Annotated in this window: 11 protein-coding genes; 9 read left to right on the forward strand and 2 right to left on the reverse strand. The window is 35.4% G+C overall.

The genetic code is table 11. The features are described from left to right. Positions 1-10: 10 nt before the first annotated feature. From HHU12_RS14015 to HHU12_RS14050, 8 genes are all read left to right on the forward strand, one after another. A complete protein-coding gene (locus tag HHU12_RS14015; RefSeq protein WP_169657373.1) occupies positions 11-5,776 on the forward strand; it encodes an Ig-like domain-containing protein in 5,766 nt (1,921 codons plus the stop codon). Positions 5,777-5,782: 6 nt separating this feature from the next. Continuing rightward, entirely contained in the window at positions 5,783-7,285 is a 1,503-nt protein-coding gene (locus tag HHU12_RS14020; RefSeq protein ID WP_169657374.1) for an OmpA family protein, read from the forward strand. A gap of 263 nt (positions 7,286-7,548) precedes the next feature. Continuing rightward, on the forward strand, positions 7,549-7,944 hold the full coding sequence (locus HHU12_RS14025; RefSeq protein ID WP_169657375.1) for a hypothetical protein: 396 nt from the start codon (positions 7,549-7,551) through the stop codon (positions 7,942-7,944). A 20-nt stretch (positions 7,945-7,964) separates the two neighbouring features. Continuing rightward, positions 7,965-8,645 carry a hypothetical protein gene (locus tag HHU12_RS14030; protein WP_169657376.1) on the forward strand — a complete coding sequence of 227 codons (681 nt, stop codon included), beginning with the start codon at positions 7,965-7,967 and terminating at the stop codon, positions 8,643-8,645. A gap of 15 nt (positions 8,646-8,660) precedes the next feature. Beyond that, positions 8,661-15,410 carry a fibronectin type III domain-containing protein gene (locus HHU12_RS14035; RefSeq protein ID WP_169657377.1) on the forward strand — a complete coding sequence of 2,250 codons (6,750 nt, stop codon included), beginning with the start codon at positions 8,661-8,663 and terminating at the stop codon, positions 15,408-15,410. Between the two features lie 49 nt (positions 15,411-15,459). Next, positions 15,460-17,193, forward strand: a complete 1,734-nt coding sequence (locus tag HHU12_RS14040; RefSeq protein ID WP_205959882.1) for a fibronectin type III domain-containing protein — start codon at positions 15,460-15,462, stop codon at positions 17,191-17,193. A gap of 180 nt (positions 17,194-17,373) precedes the next feature. Beyond that, a complete protein-coding gene (locus HHU12_RS14045) occupies positions 17,374-18,069 on the forward strand; it encodes a hypothetical protein (protein ID WP_169657379.1) in 696 nt (231 codons plus the stop codon). Positions 18,070-18,617: 548 nt separating this feature from the next. Beyond that, on the forward strand, positions 18,618-19,793 hold the full coding sequence (locus tag HHU12_RS14050; RefSeq protein WP_169657380.1) for a cell adhesion protein: 1,176 nt from the start codon (positions 18,618-18,620) through the stop codon (positions 19,791-19,793). Positions 19,794-20,108: 315 nt separating this feature from the next. Here the strand turns inward: HHU12_RS14050 and HHU12_RS14055 are convergent, their stop codons facing one another. Both HHU12_RS14055 and HHU12_RS14060 read right to left on the reverse strand, forming a co-directional pair. Next, positions 20,109-20,978 (reverse strand): Rpn family recombination-promoting nuclease/putative transposase, encoded by an 870-nt coding sequence (locus HHU12_RS14055; RefSeq protein WP_169657381.1) that lies wholly within the window; start codon positions 20,976-20,978, stop codon positions 20,109-20,111. Positions 20,979-21,442: 464 nt separating this feature from the next. Next, positions 21,443-24,997, reverse strand: a complete 3,555-nt coding sequence (locus tag HHU12_RS14060) for a discoidin domain-containing protein (protein ID WP_169657382.1) — start codon at positions 24,995-24,997, stop codon at positions 21,443-21,445. A gap of 1,171 nt (positions 24,998-26,168) precedes the next feature. Between HHU12_RS14060 and HHU12_RS14065 the strand changes: the two genes are divergently transcribed. Then, on the forward strand, positions 26,169-26,630 hold the full coding sequence (locus tag HHU12_RS14065; protein WP_169657383.1) for a glycosyltransferase family protein: 462 nt from the start codon (positions 26,169-26,171) through the stop codon (positions 26,628-26,630). Positions 26,631-26,696 lie beyond the last annotated feature (66 nt).

Genomic DNA, 26,696 nt, shown 5'->3' on the forward strand with positions numbered 1-26,696 from the left:
TAGAATTAACATGAATAGCAAACTTTTAATCAGCAATCTTCTGCTGTTGCTTATTACATTTCAAGTAAATGCCCAGAACTTTTCAGAAGTAACGGTAGAGGGGTTAGAGGCTTTAAATAACAGTACTTATATCAGTGCTGATTTAAATGGGAACCAAGAGAAAAATGATGTCATTTACGCTGGTATCAATTCCTCATCAACTTGGGTTATTGGAGCCAAGTACATTAGCGGGGGTGAATGGTTGGACTGGAGTAATGGGTTAGAACCTGTTTCATCTCCAAAAATCTCTATCGGAGATCTTAACAAAGATGGTAGAATGGACTTGTTTGTTGCAGGTAAAGACATTAATACGAATTCTGCACGAATTGATGTTTATATCAATAATGGTAATGGTTCATGGACTAATATAAATTCAGGTATTCCTCAGTTAGAAAATGCCTCTATTATTTCAGGTGATTTTAGAGCTGAAGGAGAAAATGGTTTATTGATTTCGGGGAAGAATAGTAGTGGAGAAATCCAGACAAGATATTTCGTTTATAGAAGCAGTAGCTTTGTTGAACTTGATGTGGATATTCTAGGGTATCAAAACGCAGAAACTATCGCTTTTGATGCCAATAATGATGGTAGAGTAGATATCTTGTTTTCTGGCGATAACCCTTATGGAAATAGAGAAACAAAGCTTTACCATAACTTAGGTAAAGGGGAATACGAAGCACAAGCAATATCTTTCCCTGCATTAAACCAGACAAAATTAAAAGTTGCTGATTTTAATAATGATGGCTATTCTGATTTAGTGATGACAGGTTTGAATGCATCAAATCAACCATCCACTTATACTTACATTAACAACTCTGGTATTTGGCAACAAGTAAACTGGGGCTTAGATAATATTGCAACAGGAGGATTAGAAGTAGGTGATTTTAACAGAGACGGCTACATTGATGTTTTCTTAAACGGTTATGATCGATCTTACAGCCGTATTACGCAGTTGTATTATAATAATGCCGGAACCTCTTTTACCAATTCTACTATTTCATTTAAAGAAATTACTTCAGGTGACCTTACCGTTCTTGATTGGAACAACAATGAAAAGCTAGATATTTTACTGTCAGGTACAACTGCTTTTGGTACTGAAATATTTTTATATCAAAATGATTTCACAAGTGCTGTTACTGCTCCCCAAGTACCGACACCACTGACGCCAGTTGTACAAGTCAATACAGTGAAGATTTTTTGGAATGATGTTGCCGATGCTATTGCGTATGACCTTAAGATTGGAACTTCATCAGGTGCGGGAGATGTAGTAAGTGCAGATGCTGAACCAGATGGAACTAGAAAGCTATTTTCTTACGGCAAAACATTCTTTGAACAGTTGACGATTGATTCCTTAGCGGAAGGGAAATATTATTATTCAATTCAATCTATTGGATCAGATTACAAGGGTAGTGGTTTCTCTACTGAAGGTTCATTTACCATTTGTGATAAACCTGATTTGGGTGAAGATCTTGAGATTTGTTTAGAGGAAACGGTGACATTTTCTGCAGGGACAGGAAATGAAGTGGTCACTTGGAAAAATATGAGTACTGGAGAGGTGTTAGGGTCTGGGTTTACTTTAAATTATAAAGTAGAGGAAGCACTTTCAATAGTGGTAGAAGTATCAAAACTAACATACGGTTGTGTGATGAAAGATACTGTTCAAATCAATACACTTGCACTTCCAGAAATTACAATGCCTGAAACAGCCAATAGTTGTATCAATGAAAAATATACTTATACATTAGATCAACCTTACGCAAAGGTAATTTGGACTTCTAAAGATGGCATTCCATTGGAAACAACAGATACTTCTTTCACTCTTTTACTTGAAAAAGAGGAAGTAGTCACATTAACTGTTGAAAACGAAGACGGCTGTACATCTACTCAAGACATTACAATAACACCTTATGCAGAAGTTGATCCTCAAGCACCAACGGAAGTTTTTATCTGTAAAGGAGAAGAAAATACAATTTCACTTTCTGATTCATGGGCAAAGGTTGTTTGGCAAAATTTAGATGATGGTTCAGATCCTGTGGAGAGTGATACTTATACCTACATTTCTAGTGTTGAAGAAAGAGTGCAAGTAACAGTAACGGATGCGAATGGCTGTGTTGGAACAGATATTATTACATTAAAAGCATGGGACCTGCCTACGATTGATTTAGGAGAAGACTTACAAGTTTGTAAAGATGAGACCATTACTTTTACTACTGATGATTGGAAAACTATTCAATGGAAAAGAAAAAGTGATGGTACAATCATCGGTTCGGAAATGACACTGGAATGGACGGTAGCACAAACAGATGATTTATACCTTGCAGTTGAAAATGAAAATGGTTGCTGGTCTTATGATACCTTAGAAATTGAAATGCTTGAACTTCCTGTCATTACATTAGAAGACGAGTATTTCACATGTTTCCAAGAAGTAACTGCCATTGAAGCTGGCGAACATACCACATACAAATGGTGGGATGTCAATGCGGATACCTTAATGGGTGAAGAAAAAGTATTGGCTTATACAGCTATGGAAGATATTGAAATCAAATTCACAGCAACAAATGCTGACGGTTGTGAACTTTCAAAAACAATTCAATCTAGAGTTAGAGAATTGCCAACCGTATCTATTGGAGATGACTTGAACACGTGTATAGATGGTTTCTTGACTATCAATCTAACAACAAATGATTGGGCTTCGATTGAATGGGGTGCTTTGCAAACCACTGGTCATACTGCAATAGATGTAACTCAAGTTGAATGGGATTTTGCGGTTGATGATACGGTTTGGGTAAAAGTGATTGACAATAATGGATGTGTGAACACAGATACTCTTAAAGTCACCATTTGGGATGAGCCTGATCCAGGTCTTTCAGAAGAAGTATTTATTTGTGAATATGAGACATTAACATTAGAAGCTACTCAATCATGGGCGAATGTTGAATGGAAAAGGTTATCAGATGAAACAGTAGTAAGCACTGAGAATACCTATAGTATTTTAATTACAGAGCAAGACACTGTGGTACACACCGTATCAGATGGTAATGGCTGTGTTGGAATTGATACGGTAGTTGTAAAAGTATATCCGCGCCCTGAGTTCGATTTAGGAAATGATACATTGATATGTTACAGTTCTTCTATTGATTTAGATGTTGGAGGAGGGTATACACAAGTGGAGTGGTATTCCAAAAATCAAGGAAAATTAACGGAAACTTCTCGTTTGTTGAATTGGACAGTAACGGAGACGGATTCAGTTTGGGCAATTGCAACAAATACTGAAGGATGTCAGAACGTTGATTCTATTTATGTTGAAATGGCGCCACTTCCAACTCCAAATATTGGCGAAGAATTAAGAGCATGTATTGGAGATGTGGAAACAATTGATGGAGGAGATTGGAAAACTTACCAATGGACTTCAGGACAATATGGAGATCTTGGTACAGATAAAACTATTGCGTATACTTTTGCAGTCCAAGATACAATTTGGCTGACAGTAACGAATGAGAATAACTGTACTGACTACGACTCATTGATCATCAATCCATTTGCTTTACCTGATTTTACAATGGGAGAAGATCAAGTAATTTGTTACAACACAAGTGCTGAATTATCTATTGGTAATGACTCTTGGTCCAATGTAAAATGGTTCTCAAAAGAAAGAGGAGAAATTGCCACTAACGTAAATTCAATCACTTATACAGCCACAGTAAAAGACTCGATTTTTACGGAAGTGACAAATGAAAATGGTTGTATCGCTTATGATACCTTAGTGATGGGTGTTTATGACCTTCCAGTGTTCGAAACACAAGGAACAAAAGAGATTTGTCATTTATCGAATTACCAATTAACGGTTGATTCATCTTTAGATTCTGTGAATTGGTATGTGTTAGGAGAAAATAGTCCATTTGTAGAAAATCAAAGGTTTATCACTACTCAAATGACAGAAACGATTACGTATGTAGTAGAGGCTTTCAATGTTGAAAGATGTGTGTGGTATGACACAGTTGAAGTAAAACAGCTAGCGCTTCCTGAGTTTTCTTTAGGAGTAGATCAGGCCATTTGCTACAATACTGAAGTAGTTATAGAAGTTGACAAAGAAATTGAGTCAGTAGATTATATCCATTGGTATTCAACGTTTGAAGGAAAACTAGACAACGATGATAATACTTCTTTTACTCAAGAAGTTTTTAATGATGAGACAATTTGGGTAGAAATAGGAAATACAAATGGCTGTATTTACAGAGATACAGTGGAAGTAAAAGTACTAGAATTGCCGACATTTGAGCTAGGAGAGACCCAGCAGATTTGTTACTTAGAATCTACAACTTTTGAAGTTGGAATTTCATCAGACATCGTCAAATGGTCATCTCATTTATTAGGTGAAATTAAAGAAGGTAATGAGTACACTCACAGTGTATATGAAACAGATACAATCTACGTAGAACGTACTAACGAAGTGGGTTGTGTTTGGAAAGATACAGTAACAGTAGAAATGCTTGAGTTGCCAGATTTCCAAATTCCAGAAACTTATGAAATCTGTTTTGACCAAGAGGGTACTATCAAAGTAGAAGGAGATTGGAGTAAAGTGGAATGGTTGGATATCAATCACAATACATTTGCAGAGGATGGAACTTCTTATACTTTTACTGCTGATGAAAGCCATACTATTGTGGCAAGAGTAACTTCTTGGCAAGGATGTGTAAGTTATGATACAACGGAAATTGAAGTATTAGAATTACCAATTGCCAAAGCCGGAGAGGATAAAGTGATTTGTACTTCCGATATTGTTCAAATTGGAGAAAACGAATCCAATGCAGATTGGACTTACAATTGGTTCCCTTCTGAAGGATTGTCTGATGCGAGTATTGCCACACCAAATGCATCACCGCAAAGTACAACCACTTACTATCTGCAAATTACAAACGACAAAGGGTGCGTATCTTTATTAGATTCAGTCACAGTAACTGTCAACGAATTTTATAGTGTAAATGCCGGTCCAGATGTAGAAATTTGTATAGGTGAAAGTGTTGAAATAGGAGGTTATCCAATCGTAGATGGAGGAGAGCATAACTATTCATTTGAGTGGAATAATGCGGCAACACTTGATGATGCAAACGCTTCTCATCCACTGGCATTCCCTACTGAAACAACAGAATATATTGTGACAGCTAAACTTGGTGATTGTCTAGAATACCAAGATACAGTCACAGTAACGGTACATAAACTACCTGAAATTACAATTAGTGAAGATGTTTCTATTGGGTACAAAGGAGAGGTGACATTAGAAGCTTCAGGAGGAAAATACTATCTTTGGGCACCTGATTATGAAATCAATTCTCCATCCATTTCATCACCTACAGTTTCACCAAAAGTAACGACCACATATACAGTACAAGTGATGACAGAAAATGGGTGTGTAGATACAAAATCAATGACTGTCTTTGTCGGTAATGAGGTATTTGTGCCAAATTTATTTACTCCAAATGATGATGGTAAAAACGATACTTTCCATGTGTATGGAAAGGGTATAAAAGAACTAGAACTTAAAGTAATGGACCACGCTGGAAAGACAGTCTATTATTCTGATAACTATAAAGATATCAATGAAAAAGGTTGGGACGGCAAACTAAATGGAGCGGACCTTCCAAATGGTACCTATTTATGGAAAATTGCTGGAATCTATGAGGACGGAACAGAAGTCAAGTATAACGGAACCACTCATGGAACGATTAACCTAAAACGATAATAGAAAATGAATAACTCTTTAAATATAATCATCAGACTTTTTTGCTTTTCTGTACTCCTGCTTTTAAGCCAGACTATTTTTGCCCAAACAGCAGGATACGGAACATTGAGAGATTATGCCCCATTAAGGTATTCTGCTGCTTATGGAGGATTAAATACTGATGCTTCATTTTCCTTGCTTCACAAATCCGTCAACTACGGACAAGGAGTGAATCGAAATAGAAGTATTATCACAGGTGCTTTACCATGGATTGATAAAGAAACGAAAGCCTTGAAAGGAGGTGGCGGTCTTTATTATTTAAATGAAAAACCAACAGAATCCCTTGGTTTCGAAACGCAGGAAATTGGAGGCTCTTTTGCTTATACTGTTCGACTAAGAAAAAACCATGACCTGTCTATGGGATTGGGTGTTTCTTGGACTTCTATTCGATTAAATACTGAAGGGGTAACGACAGGTAGTTTATGGCACCCTATCTATGGACTAGTGGATGGAGCTGAAATCAATGAAAACCTTTCAACAGAAAGAAACAGTTACACAAGCATTTACGGTAGTTTATTATGGTCTTCACTAGACCTTTATGACAGAGAAAAGCATCGTTTCGGTGTAAATGTCTACCGCTTGAATCAACCTAAAAATAGTTCAGACCTATCGAATGATCACTTGGACCTTGGTTGGAGTGCAATGGCCAATTTTCATATTTGGGTTAATCCTTACTTCACTATCACACCTGATTTAATGTATGATTATATGGATCAAAGGCACACCATTCAAAGTACAATATGGGCAGGGTATCATTTCTTCAACGAAAACCCTACAGACCCAATTAGTACAGGAGGGTTGGAAGCTGGATTAAGTTATTCTAATCATGGTCAGATGGGACTTGGTTTTAAGTTTGATCAAAAGCATTATGAGATTGCTTTCTTCAACTATTTCCAAACAAAAGCAACAAGTGCATTTCCTGAACAATCCACTTTTGAAGTTGCTTTCAGACTGAAAAAAGGATTAGCGAAAAGAAAAAGAAATAGATCTGTTTATTATAAATCTACAGCAACAAACCCGAGAGATCAATACCGTTCATTTAATTCCAACAGAGGTGGAGGAAGAGATGAGAACTTAGATACTTCTCCTGCGTCAACAGATGAAGTCATTGATGAACCAAGGAGGGAAATGAAGCCAATCAAATATATTTTACAATATAGATTGAATGAAACTACATTGACCAGACACTCTCAGATGCAATTAGATTACACTGTGAAATTGTTAAAATCCAACGACCATATCAATATTAGAATTGTGGGTCATAGTGATGATTTGGGAGCTCCAAAAGTCAAAGCAAAAGTGGCATGGGAGAGAGCAAAACAAATCCGTGATTACCTGAGAAAAGAAGGAATTGAACCACACAGAATTCAAGCCTCTTCGAAAGCAGATAATGAACCAATGGTTGATAACGATACGGATGAACATAGAGCAGAGAATAGAAGAGTAGAGTTGTTTATTTATGAGAAATAGAAAATAGCTTTTCTGAATTAATAGAAACCATTTGAAGCTTGATTTTAATTTAATATTAAAATCAAGCTGGATGGTTTAAATTCTTTTAATATGATAATGAAGGATTAAATAAATAGACTTTTAGTAACACTATCTGATCTGGTAATTAAAAAGAAGAAAAAGTACTTATGGAAATACAAAATAGATTTAACACATGCTTATTAAAGCTTTCATTCAAAACAAAATTAGACTATCTTAAGCTAATTCTGACTCTAATGGTCATCATGTTTTTTATTGATTTAAATGCATTTGGACAAACTGTTTTGAAGCAAGGGACTTATTATATTTTTATAGAGGTAGATAATGCAATTGTAGAAGATAAAAGTACATGTCATAATAATGAAATCAATTCCTTTCCTAAAAAATTGGAAAAAACATCAAATACTTTTTCTTTTCAGTACAGGTCAGTTTCAGGTAGAGGGAGAAGAGATGGTAATGATTATTGTACTTATCCTGATATGGATTGGAATAAACCATTAGTTCCACTAAATATTACCATTGATAACTCTGATAATAAAAACCATGGAGTAATAAAAAGAAATATATCGACATCTCCAGACATGAACTTTATAATTGAATGGTACTATTGTGATTCTGATCAACCAGTACTAAAATCATAATCAAACTAAAAACAATCAAAATGAAGTCATTAGTCATCATAATATTATTTCTTTTAGAAAGTACACTGTTATTTTCCCAAATAACTTTGTCATTAAATAATGATATATTGTTGTATAACATTGATCTAAAAGGTGAAAATTGTAATACCCAGTTTAATAGGTTGAATTCACATACTGTACAAACATCAACTAATAAATATAATAATGCAACTAGTATCAGTAAAAGTAGTAATAGCTTAAATTTTGATTATCAGTATTATCATCTTCAAAGTGCTTCTCTAAATGAAACGTATTGTAGTGATAATGGTATGGTTTCCTTTTTTTGCAATGGCTTGGGGTATTGTGTGACTTTTAATGAGAGTCGGACAACAAGTTTCTCAATCAGTACAGCAAGTTATAATGTAGATTTATCATCAACAAATACTACAACAGGTACTAAAATTGAATACAAACGAATGAAAGTCGATCATGAAACTCCATTTGAGGCAAGTAAAAATGTTTTCGCAGTTCCAGAAATATTTATAGAACTTGATGAAGATTTTTACTGGGAAATTGTTAGAATGGATGGAACTGTAACAATTATAAAAAATAAGAATCAAATAAAAATAAATGAAATTGGTGATGTAGGATCTGTTAAGGTTTCATCACAAACCATTACTACGAAAAAACTAATTCCTAATAATGGACTTTTTTATCTATAAATAACTAACATATCAATGATAAAAAAACTAATACTCCTACTTCTGACATTTGTCACTTTGCAAAGTGTCAATGCACAGAGATATCCGGTGCAAGCAACCTTGATGCTCAATGCACCATACCCTGTACGCTTGTCTGAGTATTCACAGATTGGGTCTTCTAAAGTGCAGGCTAATATTTGGTTGAAAGATATAAGTCAGCAGGATATTCCTGTCAGATTCAAACTAAGAATTGAGAATAAGCAAAAGCGTTTAATATTAGAAACCAAACCTACTTATCTACCTGACCCAATCCACTTAATTGGAGGTCAGGCAGAGATGTTTGATGGAACAGAATTGGGAAGCTACTTTGAGCTGAACAATCTTAGAGCAGTGAGCGGAAGTACATCAAGTATTGTAAATAATGGTGGGAAATTGCCTGATGGTAATTATGTTTTCTCTCTGGAAGTATTGGAGTATTATACTGGAAGGAAGATTTCAAATACATCAATGTATCAATGTTTTATCATTTTGAGTGATCCTCCATTGTTATTGATGCCTTATGAAAATCAGAAAGTAGTGGCTTCAGATCCGCAGTTTGTGAACTTTTCATGGAACCCAAGACACCTTACTTCACCCAATAGACCTCAAAATGTCACTTATCGTTTTCAGGTCGTTGAAATCTTGCGTGAGAACCAGCCAGCAGGTGATGCTTTTTCAAATACTCGACCAATCATTGATGAAGAAGGAGTAATGACGCCTGCTTATCAAGTGGGAGTGATGGATACACCACTTGAGCCCGGAAATAAATATGCTTGGAGAGTGCAAGCTTATGATGAAGATGAGTTAGGTCTTTTAAAAAATGACGGTTGGAGTGAGCCTAGAATTTTCCAGTTTGGTGATGCATGTAGAGTTTGTGAAAAATTTGCTGTAGCAAACACAACACCATCGCGTATTGAAGTGGAGTGGACTGGAGATTTTTCTCATAATAACTGGGAGGTTAGGTATAGAAGAAAAACCAAAGAAGGGGAAGAAGTATTGCCATGGAGTACAAAAGAGTTTTTAGCGGATTTAGGAAATGTGAAACCTTTGACTCCAGGAACTGCATATGAATTACAAGTAAGAGGAGTTTGTTCGGGTGATCGTTATGGCGAATGGTCGGACATTATTTCAGCTTCCACAGAAGAACAACCTGAAAGAACTTATAAATGTGAAGGTGGTGAATTCTTGATTTCTTGGGAAAATAGCGACCCTCTAAATGAATCACTAAATGTAGGGGAGAAATTTACAGCAGGCGATTTTGATGTAACTGTTGTAGAAGATGAGTTCAAAGATGGTAAGCATACGGGTAATGGTATGATCCGTATTAATGCTTTCAATAAAGTATTCTTTACTGTAGAATATGAAGATTTAGTAATCAATACGGATTATCAATTGATTGAAGGCGAAGCTTATGTAACGGGTTCGGATACTGATATTATTGATCCAGATTTGGCAGCTGCAATTATGGATGGTTTGGATAAACTAGATCAAGTGCTAGCAGAAGCTGAAAAAGCAGCAGAGTTTGTTGAAAATGTTTTTGATAACCTTCCTGATGAGATCAAGGAGGAGTTGAATAGATTAAAAGACGAAGTTAGCTCAACAAAAGATGCTTTAGATGAAGCAAAAGATGTATTGAAAGAAGCTAAGAAGTCTGGTGATGAAGATGCAATTGCTGCGTCTGAACAATCAGTAGAACTGGCTAAACAAGCGAAAGCAGATGCAAAAGCAAGTAAAAAGCAAGCCATTAACAAAGCATTACAACACATTAAAGAAGAATTTAAGAAAGGCTTAACGGCTATTGGGAAGCTTGAAAAGAATATTCAATCTACTTTAAGTGAGGAGGAAAAAAGCAAGCGTGTTGTATTGGTGACAGAAGGTATGACGCTTGGTGAGGATATTTTAAGTTTCTTCAATATGCTGGACGGACAGTCTCAACAGCCTGACGACTTGAATGATTACAAAGACGTAACGGATGATGAAGCGTTATTAGCTATTTATAATGAAATTCATGATGGTGCAACTATCATTGATAGTGGAGGCGTAAGTGATTTGCCAACAGCTATAGAAAATGTAAGAAAGGCGGTTTGGGCTTATAAAATTAGATTCGAAAAGTACGGTGATGAAGCTGCAGGAGAGGAGAATGCTGAGGATGGAAGTGATTCTACAGAAGATAATACTGAAGAGGATATCATTGTAGCCAACTTGGATATCGGAAAAGACATTAAGAAAGGGGATGAAGTGAAGTTTGGACCAATTGCCATTGCGTTGACAGAAGATCCAACACTATTGTCTGAAGCAGAAGATGTTTGTAAATATGAGTTGAAAAATGTCACATTCAAGTTGCCTTTTGAAAATGAATATGTAGGTGAGTTCTCTATCGATATTTCAGAAGCGAACCTAGTGTATGAGTTGTATTGTAGTACTGAAAAATTAAAAAGTGCTTCCATCAGCTGGTCTGACAATAATGGAAAAGATGTAAGCTTAGGGTTTATCAACTCAAAAGTGAAGAAGTTGGATCTTTCGTTAGATGATAAAGGGAAATTGTCAGGTGGTGTTGACTTAACGGCCAACTTGCCAGCAGATAAAACATTATTATCAGCAGTGGTAGTGAAGAAAGGTTTTGGAGGAGACTTCACTTTTAACTACACAACCACTTCAGATTACTTTGAAGGTGATTTTGACTTTGCTAATCTTTCTTCATTAAATGTTGATTATATAAAAGGTGATGAAGTAATAGCTTCTATCAAAGACGCAAAATTATCAAACAATGCTTCTCTAGAAGCAGATTTATCATTACCACGTCCAGTAAGTTACACCTACAAAGGATTGAAAATGTCTTTGAAAGAATTTGATGCTTCCTTTATCATTTCTGTGAAAGATACTATCACTTTTAAAACTCTAAGTTCAACGATTGGTATAGATAAAATACCTGGTATACCTACAAGTTTTGATGTGAAAGGAGAATTAAAAGATGGAAATATTACAGCATCTATCAAAAATTTAGAAAAACTGAAATTCTATGGTGTTGAAATTGAAACCAAGCTTTTAAGTGCAGAGTTTGACAAACATTTTGATTATGTAGGTTTAAAAGGAAAAAACATCGCAGGTACTTATAAAAAAACAATTGAAGGAAATCTTTTCGAAGGTAATTTCACCATTGAGGAACTAGAGATGATGGCAGATTCATTAACGAAGTTAGAAATGAAAGGATCATTAAGTTACGGTGATATTGCATCTCTTACTTTGACAAATGGAAAGTATATTCCTTCTATGAGATCAATAAAGCTTGATGCTGATGTAAAGGCCAATACAACAGATAAGGATAATTCTGTCGATTTGTCTTTCCGTAGTATCATGATTGATGAAGAGGGGGAAATAACAATTGGAGCAGCAGGAGGAGAAGCCTTATTTACGTACGGTCCTTTACAAGTAGAATTCTTACAGCCTCTTCAAGACTTATCTGAAAAGGTAAAAGCTCAAGCTATTGTAACCGTAAGTATTCAAGATTCTACGTACCAAGACAGTGTAAAGGTCACAACAGAAGTTGAATATCAACAAAAAGATGGAAAGTTGATTTATGTTAAAGCAATGGCTTCTAAACAAAATATTCCACTGCCTGATGTTTACGATATTGAAAGTAAGGTAACTGGTTTTGACTTAGTTTATAAAAATGAAAATGAGGTAATGGATATCTCAGGTTCTGTGACTTTCAATGGTAACCTTACAGAAGATAAATCTTATAGAGAAGGCTCAATCATTTTGAAGAAAGGCCTTGACGGTACATTCAAATACAATGTTGCTTATACATCCGCTGATCCATCAGCATTATATGGTGGTTTTGATCTTGTCGGTTTAAAGAAAATCAATATCGACTTTAAGAAAGACAATAAAGTTTTTGCGAAGATTAATAATGCGGCCATTACTGATAAAGGAATGGTGAAAGCAGACATTGTCACTACAGAAAAAGTAGAGTACAAAGAGAACGGATTGGACGTGACATTGACTTCTTTAAAAGGTAAAATCAATTATAACCTTAAGAAGAAGAGCTTTAAAGTATTGAATGTTACAGGTGCTGGAGTTATTTCAAACCTTCCAGGTACTTCTACTCAAATGAAAATAGGCTTGGGAATGACTTCCAACAAAATTACGGGTACGATCAAGGATTTAGACTCTCTAAATATTTATGGTATCAATATGGAAGCGAAAAAGCTTTCGGCCTCTTTCTCTGATGAGTTCAAATTGCTTTCGGTTTCAGGTAAAGACCTTCAGTCGTCTTATTCAAAAGAAATCAATGGCAATAAATTACAAGGTAAACTGAATATCAAAGAGTTCTTGTACAATAAAGATTCATTGAGAAAATTTGAAGGTGACGGTACAGTATCATATGCTAATTTTGCGAAGGTAACGCTTTCTGCAGGGTCTTATAATTTTGAGGATAGAGCCATAGAATTTGCAGCATCAATTGATGTAGAAGCCAATCAGGATAATCAAGTATCAACAACAATTGATAAAGTGATTATCAAAGAAAATGGTGACTATGAAATTGGTGAAGTTTCTGTGGATGCATTGGCAAAGTTTGGTCCTGTAAAAGTGAAGTTTGCAAAAGAACCGAGTAACAAATCAAAAATCACAAAAGTAGAAGCTGAAGTTTCACTACTTGTGAAGAAGGGGAAAGTGGATAAAAACTTAACTTTTAAAACGGAAGTAGAATACAAAAAAGACAAGAATAAAGGTTTCACTTACCTGAAGGTAGACGCTAAAGATTTGCAAAAGGAATTCCCTGAAATCTACGGTGTTCAGACCAAGGTGAAAGACATTATCATCAGCTATGATTTTGAAGGTGAGAAACCTACTTATTCAGGATCAATTGTCTTGGATGCTTCATTGAAAGAAGATAAATATTTATACAAAGATCTTGTAATGCTGAAAAAAGGAGTAGGCGGTACCATCAGTATTGATCTAGATTCTGAAGTGGACGGAGGATTAAAAGACTTCAACCTAAGTAAAATCAAGGACTTCAATATTGTGATGATTAAGAAGGAGAAACAGATTGCCATCTTTACAGGAAGCATCTCTAATCAGGGAATTATGAGCGGTAAATTTGCGGTTACACAACCTCAGTCAGTTTCAATGAATAGCTTCAATGCCACTTTAAATCAATTTGATGTAGATGCCGATTATAATCTAAATACGGAAGAATTTACATTCAAATCAGGTAATGGTGAATTATTAGTAAGCGGTATTCAAGGTTTAGATGGAGATGTAATTTTGAGTTTGGAGTACAATCAGCAAAACTTATTGGCAGGGTTAAGTACTAAAACAAAGAGTTTGAAATTCTGTAAGCTTGATGTGAAGAATCCTGCATTTGAATTTACATTAGATGACAATCTTGACCTTAAGAAAATTGAAGGTAGCTTTGGCGTGAAGCCAGAAGGAATGTCTTCTGAATTGACGTTGAAAGATTTGGTAGTAGAAGATGGGAAAGTCAAAACTGTAAAAGGTAAGGCCAATGTATCTTACAAAAACTTCAGATTTGATATTTTATCTGCCGCATACACTGCTCAAACAGGCTTGAACATGAATGCTAAAGTATTACTTGGTGATTCTTATGTGAAAGTTGATAAATTTAAAGTGGGATTAGATGGTGCTGTTTCAGTAGGTAAAGCTTCTGGTGATTTGAATAAATCATTAATGGCGATCAAGTTTGAAGCAACCTTTAAAGAAAACCAATTTGCAGGTACATTTGACGCAACAGTCTCTAAGAAACTGAGCATCTCGGGAGCAGTAGATATGGGTACAAGTGATTGTGATAACTGTAATGAAAATAACAAGTTCGTATACGGATATTATAAATTGACAGTCGGAGCACCAATTCCAATCTTTACAGGTGTTTCTATCTCGAAACTTGGAGGTCAGTTTGGATATAACTACTATATTGATTTTGCCAAAGGCGATAAACTTGGTACACCACAGTATGGTAAATACATTGCAGGTTTCTCATTTGGTTTACAAGATCAAGCTGGTATCGTTGAGTTTGCAGTAGATCCAGCAGTTTACTCATGGGGAAATAGAACGGCCATGCTTCACTTAAATGGTACGATTAAATCTCCTAAAGTCAATCCAATTTTTGACGGTAGAGCAAGTATGACATTAAACCTTCCAAGTTATGACATTGAAGGTGTATTAGCCGCTAAGATCAATATCCCTGCGAAAAGTGGATTTATCTTTAAAGCAAATCAGGATATTGACTATTCTATCACCTCAACGAAGACTACATTCAGCACAAATGAGATGAATGCGAAGATCTTTAACCAAGTAGACTTCATCGGTAACTTCTCGAATGAAAGAACATTCAATTCATCAGGTGTTTTATTGAAAGCAGATGGTAGTTTGAGTGGTAAGTTGATTTATGAATACAATGGAGAATATTCTACTTCGGTATTAGGCAACTCAATTGACTGTAAGTTTAGCTTCAATATAGACGGTCAAATCAATACATCTTTTGATGATCAGAAATTCAAAACAGAACTAATCGCTGTAAATGTGGGAGCATCAGCAGACGTGGTGGTCGATACTTATTTCGGTAAAGTTGAACCAACATTATCCATCTCAGCAACAGGTAAATTTATGCCAGTGAATACAGATTGGAAATTAGATACTTCATATAACCTGACAATTGGTATTTCAGGACACACTGAAACCTTCTCAGGTACTTACACTAAAACATTTGGTTCGGTCAATGAATAGGAATATGAAAAAGAGCTTATTAATTATATACATCTTATTTTTTGTTCAGATGTTTTCATTTGGACAGAGTAATTATACACTCTTAGGTGAGGTAGATAAAAACAACAAGGTGTCTTTGCTTTGGTACGTAGATAACTATGACCAGAACTTGCAGGGCGTTGTTTTTAAGAAAAAAGTCAACAATGAAAGCGATTGGTCTGTATTGAATACAGACCCGCTTTTGCAGTTTAATGCAAGTTCAAAAAGCCTGGACAATATCAGCAACAATAGAGCTGTAATCAGAGAAGTAGAAACGGTGAGGAATCAGATGATTAATTCAAATGATCCTAATAACGCTTTGAATGAAGTAGACCAAGCCTCTCTGATCAATTATTTGACTGAATCACCGAGCAATGTCAATCTACTTTTGACCATGTTTATGTATGATTATGCCGTAGCAATGATTTATGGTTTTGGTTATGAAGATTATGAAATCAAGAAAAACCAAGAAATAGAATACGGCTTATTTACAGTGGTCAATGGTCAAGAATCTCCTCAGGCTGTGGCTACTTTTAAAGCCAATACTTCTGATGAATTAGATTTAACGGTACCTCCAAAGTCAGAAAAAATTAAAAGACAAGGAAGAAAGATGTCATTGACGCTGGCATATGAAGGAGAGGCTTTGGATGAGAAGTTGACCTTTGTAGGTTTTGATATTTGGAGAAAAGTAAATGGTAAAAACAGAACAAAGCTGACGCCTAAAACAATCTGGCTGAATAAGGAAGACAAAATCAGAACGCTTTATTATACAGATGAAGGTATCAATCAAGACAACGATTACACCTATGAGATCGTACCTGTTTCTATTTTTAAGAATACAGGAAAACCCACTGAATTGGAATGGTCAAAGAACAAAGATTTATCCTTGATCAAACCTATCATCACCAATGATCAAAACAATGCAACAGACTTTGTGGAAGAAGGAGTGGAGCTGAAATGGGAATTGCCAGAAGTGATCAATGATCAATTAAGAGGGTTTGTGATTCAAAGAAAAATTGATGATCAGGATTTTGAAACAATTTCAGATACATTATCCAACACCGAAAGAGAATATAAGGACAACAACATCAAAGCCATTGATTACAAAGTCACCTACCGATTGGTCGTAAAGCCTATTGACAGCTATGAGTTATGGAGTAATGACTTAAAACTCTACTATTCACCAAGTCTAATTCTATCTGAGGAAGAGAAAAACTTGACATTGGAGCCTGCCATAGAAAATAATGAAGTGGTGGTGAAAATGAAGTGGAATCCAAGTAAAGAATTAGAAGGCAAAGCAAAAGGTTATGTCATCTTTTGTGATCGATCAGGAGGAATTTTAGCAAGAGAGCGTTCAATTGGATTTGTTGAGCGTTCCGACTATACTTATAAAGTAGAAGGAGTCGCAGGAAAGACCTATACTTTTGCAGTCAAATATGCTGATGAAAACGAACTAGTATACGACTATACCGATACGGTAAAAGTAATATTACCAACTCCAGAACTCCCTAAGGTAAATATCTGGCCTTTCTCAGTCAACGGAACAAGTATCAACCTAGAATGGGAATATCCTCAAGACATCGAAGACATCAGAGAATTTACACTTTATGTCAATGGAGAAGAGTATTCTAAAATACCAAAAGAAGACAGAAACATTACTTTAGAGAACCTTGAACAAGGAACTTATAAGTTCACAATCAAAGCATCAACCATCTACAATGTAGAGAGTGATCTCTCAAAAGTCAGAACCTTAAAGGTGCTTTAATAACAGAAGATTAAATCTTATTATTATGGTCTGTAAGATAAAATTAATTATGTCTTACAGACCATATTTGTTATAAAGGGTTGTGTTTTGATATTCATGGCATTGGGCGTTACCGAAAAACACTCTAATCATTATCAAAAAAATAACCTCGTAACAATTGAATAATATAACAGAGATAAAATGGCAAATATAAAATTAGAATTTCAAGTAAAATCAGATTTTTCTTTTTTAAAGAAAATTGAAGAGTTTGTTTCCCAAACTTCTTGGAACTCTATATCTAAAAACATTGATCTTTATGAGGAAAATTATATTACGGATACTTATAAAGTAGATTTGTATGATTTTTTTTCAATCACTGATGTAAAAAGCAAGATTGTATATTCTTTTGATAAAGAAAATGCTAAAACTAATACCGAAAGTTCATTAGTTTTTATCCTGAGTAATGACAATATTTTTACGATTACTTACTATAGTAATGATAAATCTTTTTGTGAAATCAATTTTTTGAAATTTAATACTTTCTTCTTCAACCTCTACAAAAGCCTCCCCAATGGTTTGGGTTACGTAAGTTGGGTAGATGTAGGCCATAAGTCTCAATTTTTAAGAAAACATGATTTAGCGGGAAACATAGTAATCAATGGAGCTTTTAATGATCAATCATTTTTTTACCATTGTGTTACTTTACCAGAAATATATGAAGAATTTCACACCAAAGACCAACTCCTCCACTGTCCCTTTATCAAAGTAGAAGAATGGGAAGATGGAAGTATAGAAATGTTGCACTATAATAATCCATTGGACATAGAATCAGAGGAAAATATAGAGCAGATCAGGAAGGTGAGGAAGTATTTGAGTGAGCATAATTTGTATAGTTAAGCTTATTCACCAAAGTTCTGAGTACATCACCTTAATTTATTATAAAAAATCCCCTTGTCTCACTTATTATCAGAGTGAAGCAAGGGGATTGTTCTTATGAAAAAATATTTGATTTTTAAAACAGTACGTAAGCCCTTGCATGTACAGAGTGCAAGTTCTGTTATGTAGAGAGTGTAAGTCCTTCCTTGTACACTATGTAAGTCCTAGCATGTACAGAGTGTAAGTGCTATTATGTACGGAGTGTAAGTCCTAGCACTTGCATGGTGTAAATGCTAGGACTTAGCTCCCTGATTGCTTCAATTAAAAGCCATTAAGTACTTATCAAGTATTTTCTCACCATCAATAGTCCATATTTAAGCCGTAGGCTATTGAAGAAGGAGAGTATAGTAGAACTACAGATTAACAGTTTACAATGTCTCTTTTAAAATCAACAATAACTTAATATAACTAATTGTATTCAATGTTGTATTACTGGTGATTATTTCCTTCATTTACCTGCCAATTCAAAAAACTAATGATAATTTCTTCTACCGAAACTTTTAAATGAAATGAAAACCAGTCTATTAAAACTTTTTATACTTGCGGGCATTACGATGCTTGCTAGTTGCCAAATAAATGAGAACCTCAACGATTTTTCTTCAAGAACTATAATCAATCTGCTTCAACTTAATTTTGATGGATATACGACAGAAGGACTAGATTTTGGTCTTTATTGGTTTGATGAAAATCACAATTCAACTCCTGCATTTGACATGCAAACGCAAGTGCAACGTCAGGTAGGGAGCAGTTTCTATGATGCCTCAAAACCAACAGTAATTTTTTTTCATGGGTGGCAACCCTTAACCAATGGAGGAAGAAATGATTTTCTTTTTGAGGATGATGCGCTTTCTATGCAAATCAATACAGCAGAACAATGGAAGCGTGACGGTTGGAACGTTGCTATATTTTATTGGAACCAATTTGCAGATGAACTAGAAGTGAAACATGCTGAAGCAAAAATTTGGTCTTCAGAAGGGCCTCGAGGCATGAGGTATAAGAAAGCAGATGGTTCTTATATGGAGAGTAATTTTGATATATCGTTAACAGAAATCGCTTTTCACCAATTAAATCAAATTTTACCAGCAAATACATCGAATAATATTCGCTTTGTAGGCCATTCTTTAGGGTGTCAATTAGCCACAGCTATTGCTTACAAGTTTTCAAAAGAAAATCCAATTGCTCTAAAAAGACTAGAATTGTTAGATCCGTTTTGGAGTAGAGGTGGCAAGAGCTACTTGTCAGACTATAATAAGGTTGGCCAAGATGATTTTGTTGGAGAAGTAAGCCGTTGGTATGTCAAAGAAATGATTACCAAGGACAACCTGGCAGTGACATGGTACAGAACATCTGGTATAGCTGATCTTGGTATTGGTGATAAAAACAGACCAATGGAAGAATTAGTAGCTTTGGTGAACATGAGATTTTGGTACTTAAATGGCCTTCAAATACCAGATAAACACGTTTATTCTCGTCATCATTACTTCTTTTCTAAGTCATTTGAAGCTCCAGTCGAATGTACTATCAGCTGGTGGAACCGTTCTAAAACAGGTAATGTTGCTGCTTCAGCCAACACAACTGATCAAAGAATCCGAGAAATGATGGGTAATCGTTATCATTGGGATCAGGTAGAAGGACGTTATACAGTAACTCCTGAAGACGATTGGTTCGAAAGAAAGTCGTACTAATCTGACTGATACTCTTATTCACCCAGTTCTATTACTCTTAAATAGAAATTATCATTGGTTTACTGGGTGGGTAAGAGTTGTTTTTTAGTTAGCGAGAAATAAAAAATCAATAATTATTGCATCTAGAATCTAGGATATTTGTGATAACATCAAGAGTATACGCAAATGATACAACCCTTAAATTTTACTAGATGTTTTTTATAATATTAAGTTTGTTAGTGATTACCTGGCCTTGATATTTTTGCTTCATTTTGTGTTAAGTCAAAAATGAAGAAGAGAGTAGGTCCTATAAAATCTTGTAGAAAGGTTGATTGGTTAAAGAGTTATATTCTTTATTTCTTCAATAGTTAACCCAGTTAGTTCCGCTACTTGCTCAACTGTAAGGTTCATTGCCAAACCATTTTTAGCCGTCTCAATAGCTTTTCTTTTCTCCCCAATTTCAATCCCTTCTTCAATACCCTCTCCCTTCGCCGTATCTAAAGAATTGTGCAAATCTCTATAATACTTCAAAGAATCTTCATAGCTCATTAGTTCTTTTCTTGTCATTTTAGCTACTTCAGCAGTTTCAAAAAATGCATCAAAGATTTTCCCTTTTAGCTCTTTAGGTCGTTCATCCAGTTTGGGGAGATTTTTAATCACATATAACCACTTGTCAAACCTTGTTTCTAATTCAGATAAATTTTTATTGAAGTTAGGCATGGCCAAATATGTAAAAGTTAACTTATGATAGAATACTTTTTGGGTTTCTATATCAGTCAACTTTACATCATATCGGTATTTATTTTGTCCTTTATCTTCATCAAAAACAAAATCTAAAATAGCAATTGTATATACAGCCTTCAGTTCATAATTCCAATCCGTACCTTTCTTGGCTTGTTCTTGGATCGGAAAAGTAGAAAAATACAAAGCTCTATCTTTAAAGAAATTCTGCTTAGTTTTTTGTAGTTCTACTATAAATTTCTCACCTCTTTCATTTTCGCAATACAAGTCAAATATAGCCTTCCTATCCATTTCACCGCTACCTAAATGCTCATTTTTCAAATAAGTCATAGACTTAATTTCTCCTTCTTGTTCACGAAGGAGTTCATTTAAAAAGTCCATAAGAATAGCCTTGCTTGGTTCTTGTCCAAATAAGCGTTTAAAACCAAAATCGGTAAAAGGGTTGATGTATTTTTCTTGTAGCATCTTTGTAACTTTCTTTTGAACAAATGTACAAATTAAAAAAGAAGCCAAAAAAGAGAGAAAACAGGTCGACAAAGAAACGGTTATACCTGAAGACGAATTGCTGAAACTTTTGGAAACATTAGACAGGAAAAAACAAGAAGTGCCCAAGTGATGCTCAAAAAGCAGCACAAGAAAAGTTTACTGCTGCTTTGATTGCTTTGCCTAAAAATAGGACAACGGTAATCGCTATGATCAAAAGTGTCGATCTTGAAAGCGTGGAGAATTGTCTGACTTTAGTAAACAAACATCTTTGGGAGATGACCTTTAAATTTCGGCAGATATGATCACAAGTAAATCAATCAGTAGTTTTCACATAGCCGTAGACAATAAAAGAAAAGGCCCAAGAGAAAAAATCCCTTGAACCTTCCAATGAATCGAAATAGTTAATTCCTCAATTACTGATCGAGGGGGTTAGTGATCAGAATCTACCTCTTATAAACTTTCATGGTTTTCACTTGACCATTTACAGTAAAGCGAAGTATGTAAATGCCACTCTGAAGATTTGCGGTATTCAAAATAACTTTACCTTCACCAAACTGTGATTTTACTCTGTGTGTTTTTCCGTTTACATCAAAAAGCTCAATCGATTTAGAAACCTTTTTAGTATCCACACCTTTGATGGTTAATTGATCTTGGAAAGGAACCGGATAGATAGAAAGTCCTTCTAATTCCTCCAAATCAACTAAAGGACGGTTGTTTGAACTAGAAGCCGTAGTTGGAGCCACGCCAGCCACATCTTTGTAATGAACGCTGAATTCAGCGGCAGAAGCCCATCTACGACCATCTATTGCAGATGAAGTTTGGAATGCAATATATCTTGTAGAGAACTTATTAAACTTAACTGATTGCTTAAGTCTAGTATCTTGTAAATTTCCTGAAGAAAGAGCTTGCCACTCATTTCCATCCCAGCCATATAAAGTATAACCTTTGACCATACCTGTTTTGCTGTTGTCTTGACGTGCCGTGTAAGAGAAACCTTCTAATTCACGAGTTTGACCAAGATCAATTTTGAAGTTGTGAGGGTGTGAAGAGTTATCATCATACCAGTTCGAATGCCAGATTGTGGATGTATTACCATCTACAAGGTTTTCTTTTCCTTGTTGAGCACTGCCTGTTTCTTCACTGTTTACAGAATATACCTCACAGCCATTACAGTTATCCACCACGTTGCCGTTATTATCATCAGAAACTGCTACAACTACTTCTACTTCATTCGAGAAACCAGAATAACGAGTCTCATCATAAGCTCTGACTCTGTAAATGTAAGTTCCATTTTCTAAGTTTTCATCAGTATAAGTTACGGCATTGCTTTGGCTAATGAAGTCAATACGTGTAAAGTCTCCGCCATTATCACTTCTCTGGATCGTGTAACCTTTTTCAATACTTGAGTTATCTACCCAGTTTAAAGTAACATTTTTAGAACTTACTGAAGCAGTAAGACCACTAGGAGCACCAATTTCATCTTCTACTTGGCCTTCAATTACTGCATCAGCTGAGTTCGAGTAATCCGAGTAAGTATTATCTTTTTTCGCTCTCAAACGGTATGTGTATGATCCGGGGTTTAAGCCAGCGTCAGTATATGTCTCAGTATTGGCATTTAAAGTTGCAATAACAGTATATGCTTCACCATTTAAACTTCTTTCTAATACAAAATTATCTTCGTTGTTAGAGTTGTCATCCCAATCTAATTTCACAGATTGATCTGTTACGGCTGCCACTAAACGGTTAGGGGCATTCAGTGTAATACCAGTGTCAGTGTCGCCACCATAAAGATCAGCTTCCCAGATTCCTCTACCATAAGTAGCTAATCTGATTTTACGAGAAGCAAAGTGGATTTCCAATTCTGTAGTCTGAACATTGGGTAGGTTAGTTGCATATCTTACCCAATCATTTCTGTTGTCGTTGGTATAATAAACGCCAGCGCTCATGCCAACATATAATCCGTTTTCACTGGTGTCATCAAATGCTAAGCATAAAGCGGAGATGTTTGGAAGATTACCTCTGATATTTGACCAAGTAGAACCTGCATTCACTGAAAGGTAAACTCTAGAACCTGTTGTAGCAATAGCAACTCTTTCTGGGTTTGTTGGATCTACTGCAATGTAATTCACATCACCAGAAAAATTGTCAATTCTAGTCCATGAAGGAGATGAGCTTTGCCCATTTTTTGTTCTCCACATCCTGCCTTCATTGGCAATGTAAATGTAGTTATTGTTAGAAGGGGCAATAGCAATTTCGTCTAAAGAACCACCAATGTTGATACTTGATGTAATATTGCTCCAGCTACTTCCGCCGTTTCTACTTCTGTGTAAACTTTGGTAACCCACATAAATTGTTTTATTGTCCACGGGGTCCATTGCAAATGGAGTGACCCATTCTCCAGACCCACTTGGTCTGCTGATGTTGCCAATGCTGTTACCTCCATCAGTACTTTTGTAAAGCGAGCCATTTTGTGTGGTGCCATAGATCACATTTTTGTTCACGTGATCAATAAAACACTCCATGCCATCAGCACCAAGCCATTCTTTGAAGTTTCGGCTAGTACCGTGCATGATGTTAGTACCATTGTCTTGGGCACCACCTACAATTCTGTTGGCATCTGTTTTAGAACCACCGATTCTGTAGTATTGTCTTACCGCTAAACCACCTTGTGTTAAGTCAGAAGTATTTGAACCATTGTTTGTACTTCTGTAAATACCACCATCAGTACCGTAGTAGATTACACCGTTGATAAAACGCATAAATTCTACGTCAGCGTGAATGTATGATTTTCCACCTGGAGAGCTCCAAGTTGCTAACTTTGTGAAACTTCTACCGCCATTTGTTGATCTTGAGTAATCCATACCCGCTAAGTGTACTTCATCTTCGTTAGAATCAGAAACAGCAATGGCCATATCTCTCCAAGCCTGAGTAAAGTAAACTTGATTAGTAGAAACAGAGTTATTATCAGCCACTATAGAGAAAGACTGACCTCCATTTGTAGAGCGGTACAAACGCCCAAAACTACTTCCTGAAGCTTGCACAATATAGAGGTAGTTTGCATTAGCAGGCGTTACGGCCATTTTCATCCTTTCAGAAGAAACAATACCACTGTTGACATTAGAGAATGATGCACCACCGTTAGTAGAGCGGAAAAAGTAATCTCCACAAGCATACACAATATTTGTGTTCCCAGGCATAAATTCAACATCTTCTGAAGCAGAGTTATTCACTGTTGAGAATGAACCACCTGCGTTTGTAGAACGGTATAATGCTCTTGTTGTACCTACAAAAATAGTATTTCCATTAGGGTGAATTAAGATTCTTCTTGGCGTACCACTAACGCTTTTGATCACTGACCATGAGTAGCCTCCGTTAGTAGACTTTAGAATTTGCCCTGCAGAATTACCAATATAGACTGTGTTAACATCAGTTGGATCAATCGCAACAGACCAGATCGTCATATTTGAAAGATCATCACCGACTGGTCTCCAAGATTGTCCTGCATCAACAGACTTCCAGATACCACCGCCTGGAGAACCTGCAAAGATAATTTTTTGAGCTTGGCGTTCCACATCAATCGCTACAATTCTACCTAAACCAGGATTCCAGCTTGTAGTTCTTGACCAGTTGAAAGGACCTAATTCTTGCCATCCATCATTCACTGCTGCAACACGACCGTTGGATGTTAGGGCAGGGGATTGGAAACCCTCCACTTGCTGAACGATATGTTTGTCTGTATATATACGACCTTTATCATCTGCATTTCTTTTTGCCCAATACAATGCACGTTGGTATAATTTGTACCCACTACCTTTGCCTGTATCATGCGTTTTAAAATAACGATTACCTTTTCTTACTAACTTTTTGACTTTGATGCCTTCTTCTTGTGTCAGTTGTAAAATCTCCTGTGCTGTAGAGTTTTGAATAGAAATGAAGAATAGTAGAATTGCACCAATAGTGATCCTTATTGATGAATTCGATCTTTTAAAATTTAGCATAAATAATTTAAAATTACGTTACATGTGGCAATAACGTTCCTGTGTATTCCTAGTGTTATAGTTAAGTATCTTGTAAACCAAATTACCGCAAATTTCCAATAGGCAACTCTGCAAGCTTTTTATGTTTTACATCCAAGCTTCTTTCTTCTTCATTTTTGTCTTGAAACAAAAACGAAGCAAAAAATTCAAGGCTTAGAAGTCAAAAGCTAAATTCCATTCCTTTCACCTAAATGATTTTAAACTCGCTTTGCTCAAACAAGAAAATCATTTTTTACGGCTCAATCCATGAAATTTTCAACGCTTTTCCCTTCAAGTCCGTAGGAGTGCTACCCAACTAAAATGGTAGAAAGCTTACTGGTGCGAATGTTAAGCGTTAGCGTCATTCGTGTCCTACAGATCATTAGAAATCTCCTGATTTCTAAATACATTAAGTAACAAAATTTAGTTTACAGTGTATTAAGACAGAAAAAAGGGACAAAATAAGGTGCACCACAACGGAAGTCATGAACAAGTGATATTAACACCACCAAAACTAAAGTATTGCATACGTTTCTAACCCTCAAAATTTCGGTCTTGATGAGGTAGGACGATCACCTGCCATGGTTTTAACTTTGGAGTACGGAATATTTGTCTTCATCTTCCTAGTACTTATTAAGAATAGGAATAAAAAAATTATAGAATGGAACTTAAATTGATTTAGTAACCTTTTAGTGTTTTTGTTAAATGAATTGATTTAAAGAGGTGGACATGTTGTAATTACTCGACCTCCAATTTTTAATAATTTGTTTCTCGCTGGATTTAATAGATTGTTTTATTTATTTAAAAGTACTTGAAAGCGGACAATGAATAATTAATCATTTTTAGTTAGTTCGAACTTCTTTTAGCTTTCAGATGGCAAATATAGTTGGTTTTCTCAGTAATCAACAAATATTTTAAAATAATTGAGTGAATGCTCATTTACACCCCGTATTTCATTAAAAATTTAATTTTTTTAGCTGAAAATCAGTGACGCTTTGATTATAATTTTCACTTTAATTCAATACTGAACAAAAAATCAAATGCTACCAAATCACTTTTAAATGAGAACATAAAACGACCTTTACTGCTACTCATAAACTAAATCAGTATTTTTAGAAAATACTTTTTACCAAACAAACCAAACATAACAACTATGAAATTGTTAAAGCTAACTTCTATTGTAATTGGATCTCTTTTACTTTGTATTTTGATCTATTTTGGAGTGATAGTAGGTAATAAACTCTATAAAGCCAATGAATTTAAAAAGAGCTTAAATGGAACTGTACTGGATCAAAATTTTACTTTCGAGGATATACAGAATGGGAAGAAACTTCAGAAAGGTCAAATTTATTCAAAAACCAAAATTGAACTCTCCCAAATACCTTCAGTTTGGGCAAAATTCACAGAAAATGATACGCTTAAAGAAAACTACAAACACCTGGAAAGATTAGACTTTTACGCTGTGGTTTACAAAAGTGATTCACAGCTGGTCAATGGGATATTAACTGTACCTAAAAAGGAAGGTCATTATCCTGTTGTAATTTTTAATAGGGGTGGAAACAAAGAAGAAGGGACGATGGCAAAAGCGAAGATCCTTTTTTCATTAATTGTGTGAAGTCCTGAAATAACGATACACTAAAACAATCGTTATTATGGAAAATAATAAAAGTCAATACGTTAA

It is taken from the genome of Flammeovirga aprica JL-4 (genome assembly GCF_012844305.1).
GTDB lineage: Bacteria > Bacteroidota > Bacteroidia > Cytophagales > Flammeovirgaceae > Flammeovirga > Flammeovirga aprica.

Bases quoted from the DNA above. Each gene is read 5' to 3' on its own strand.
- HHU12_RS14015 (WP_169657373.1), top strand. From the start codon at position 11: ATGAATAGCAAACTTTTAATCAGCAATCTTCTGCTGTTGCTTATTACA.
- HHU12_RS14020 (WP_169657374.1), top strand. From the start codon at position 5,783: ATGAATAACTCTTTAAATATAATCATCAGACTTTTTTGCTTTTCTGTA.
- HHU12_RS14025 (WP_169657375.1), top strand. From the start codon at position 7,549: ATGTTTTTTATTGATTTAAATGCATTTGGACAAACTGTTTTGAAGCAA.
- HHU12_RS14030 (WP_169657376.1), top strand. From the start codon at position 7,965: ATGAAGTCATTAGTCATCATAATATTATTTCTTTTAGAAAGTACACTG.
- HHU12_RS14035 (WP_169657377.1), top strand. From the start codon at position 8,661: ATGATAAAAAAACTAATACTCCTACTTCTGACATTTGTCACTTTGCAA.
- HHU12_RS14040 (WP_205959882.1), top strand. From the start codon at position 15,460: ATGTTTTCATTTGGACAGAGTAATTATACACTCTTAGGTGAGGTAGAT.
- HHU12_RS14045 (WP_169657379.1), top strand. From the start codon at position 17,374: ATGGCAAATATAAAATTAGAATTTCAAGTAAAATCAGATTTTTCTTTT.
- HHU12_RS14050 (WP_169657380.1), top strand. From the start codon at position 18,618: ATGAAAACCAGTCTATTAAAACTTTTTATACTTGCGGGCATTACGATG.
- HHU12_RS14055 (WP_169657381.1), bottom strand. From the start codon at position 20,978: ATGCTACAAGAAAAATACATCAACCCTTTTACCGATTTTGGTTTTAAA.
- HHU12_RS14060 (WP_169657382.1), bottom strand. From the start codon at position 24,997: ATGCTAAATTTTAAAAGATCGAATTCATCAATAAGGATCACTATTGGT.
- HHU12_RS14065 (WP_169657383.1), top strand. From the start codon at position 26,169: ATGAAATTGTTAAAGCTAACTTCTATTGTAATTGGATCTCTTTTACTT.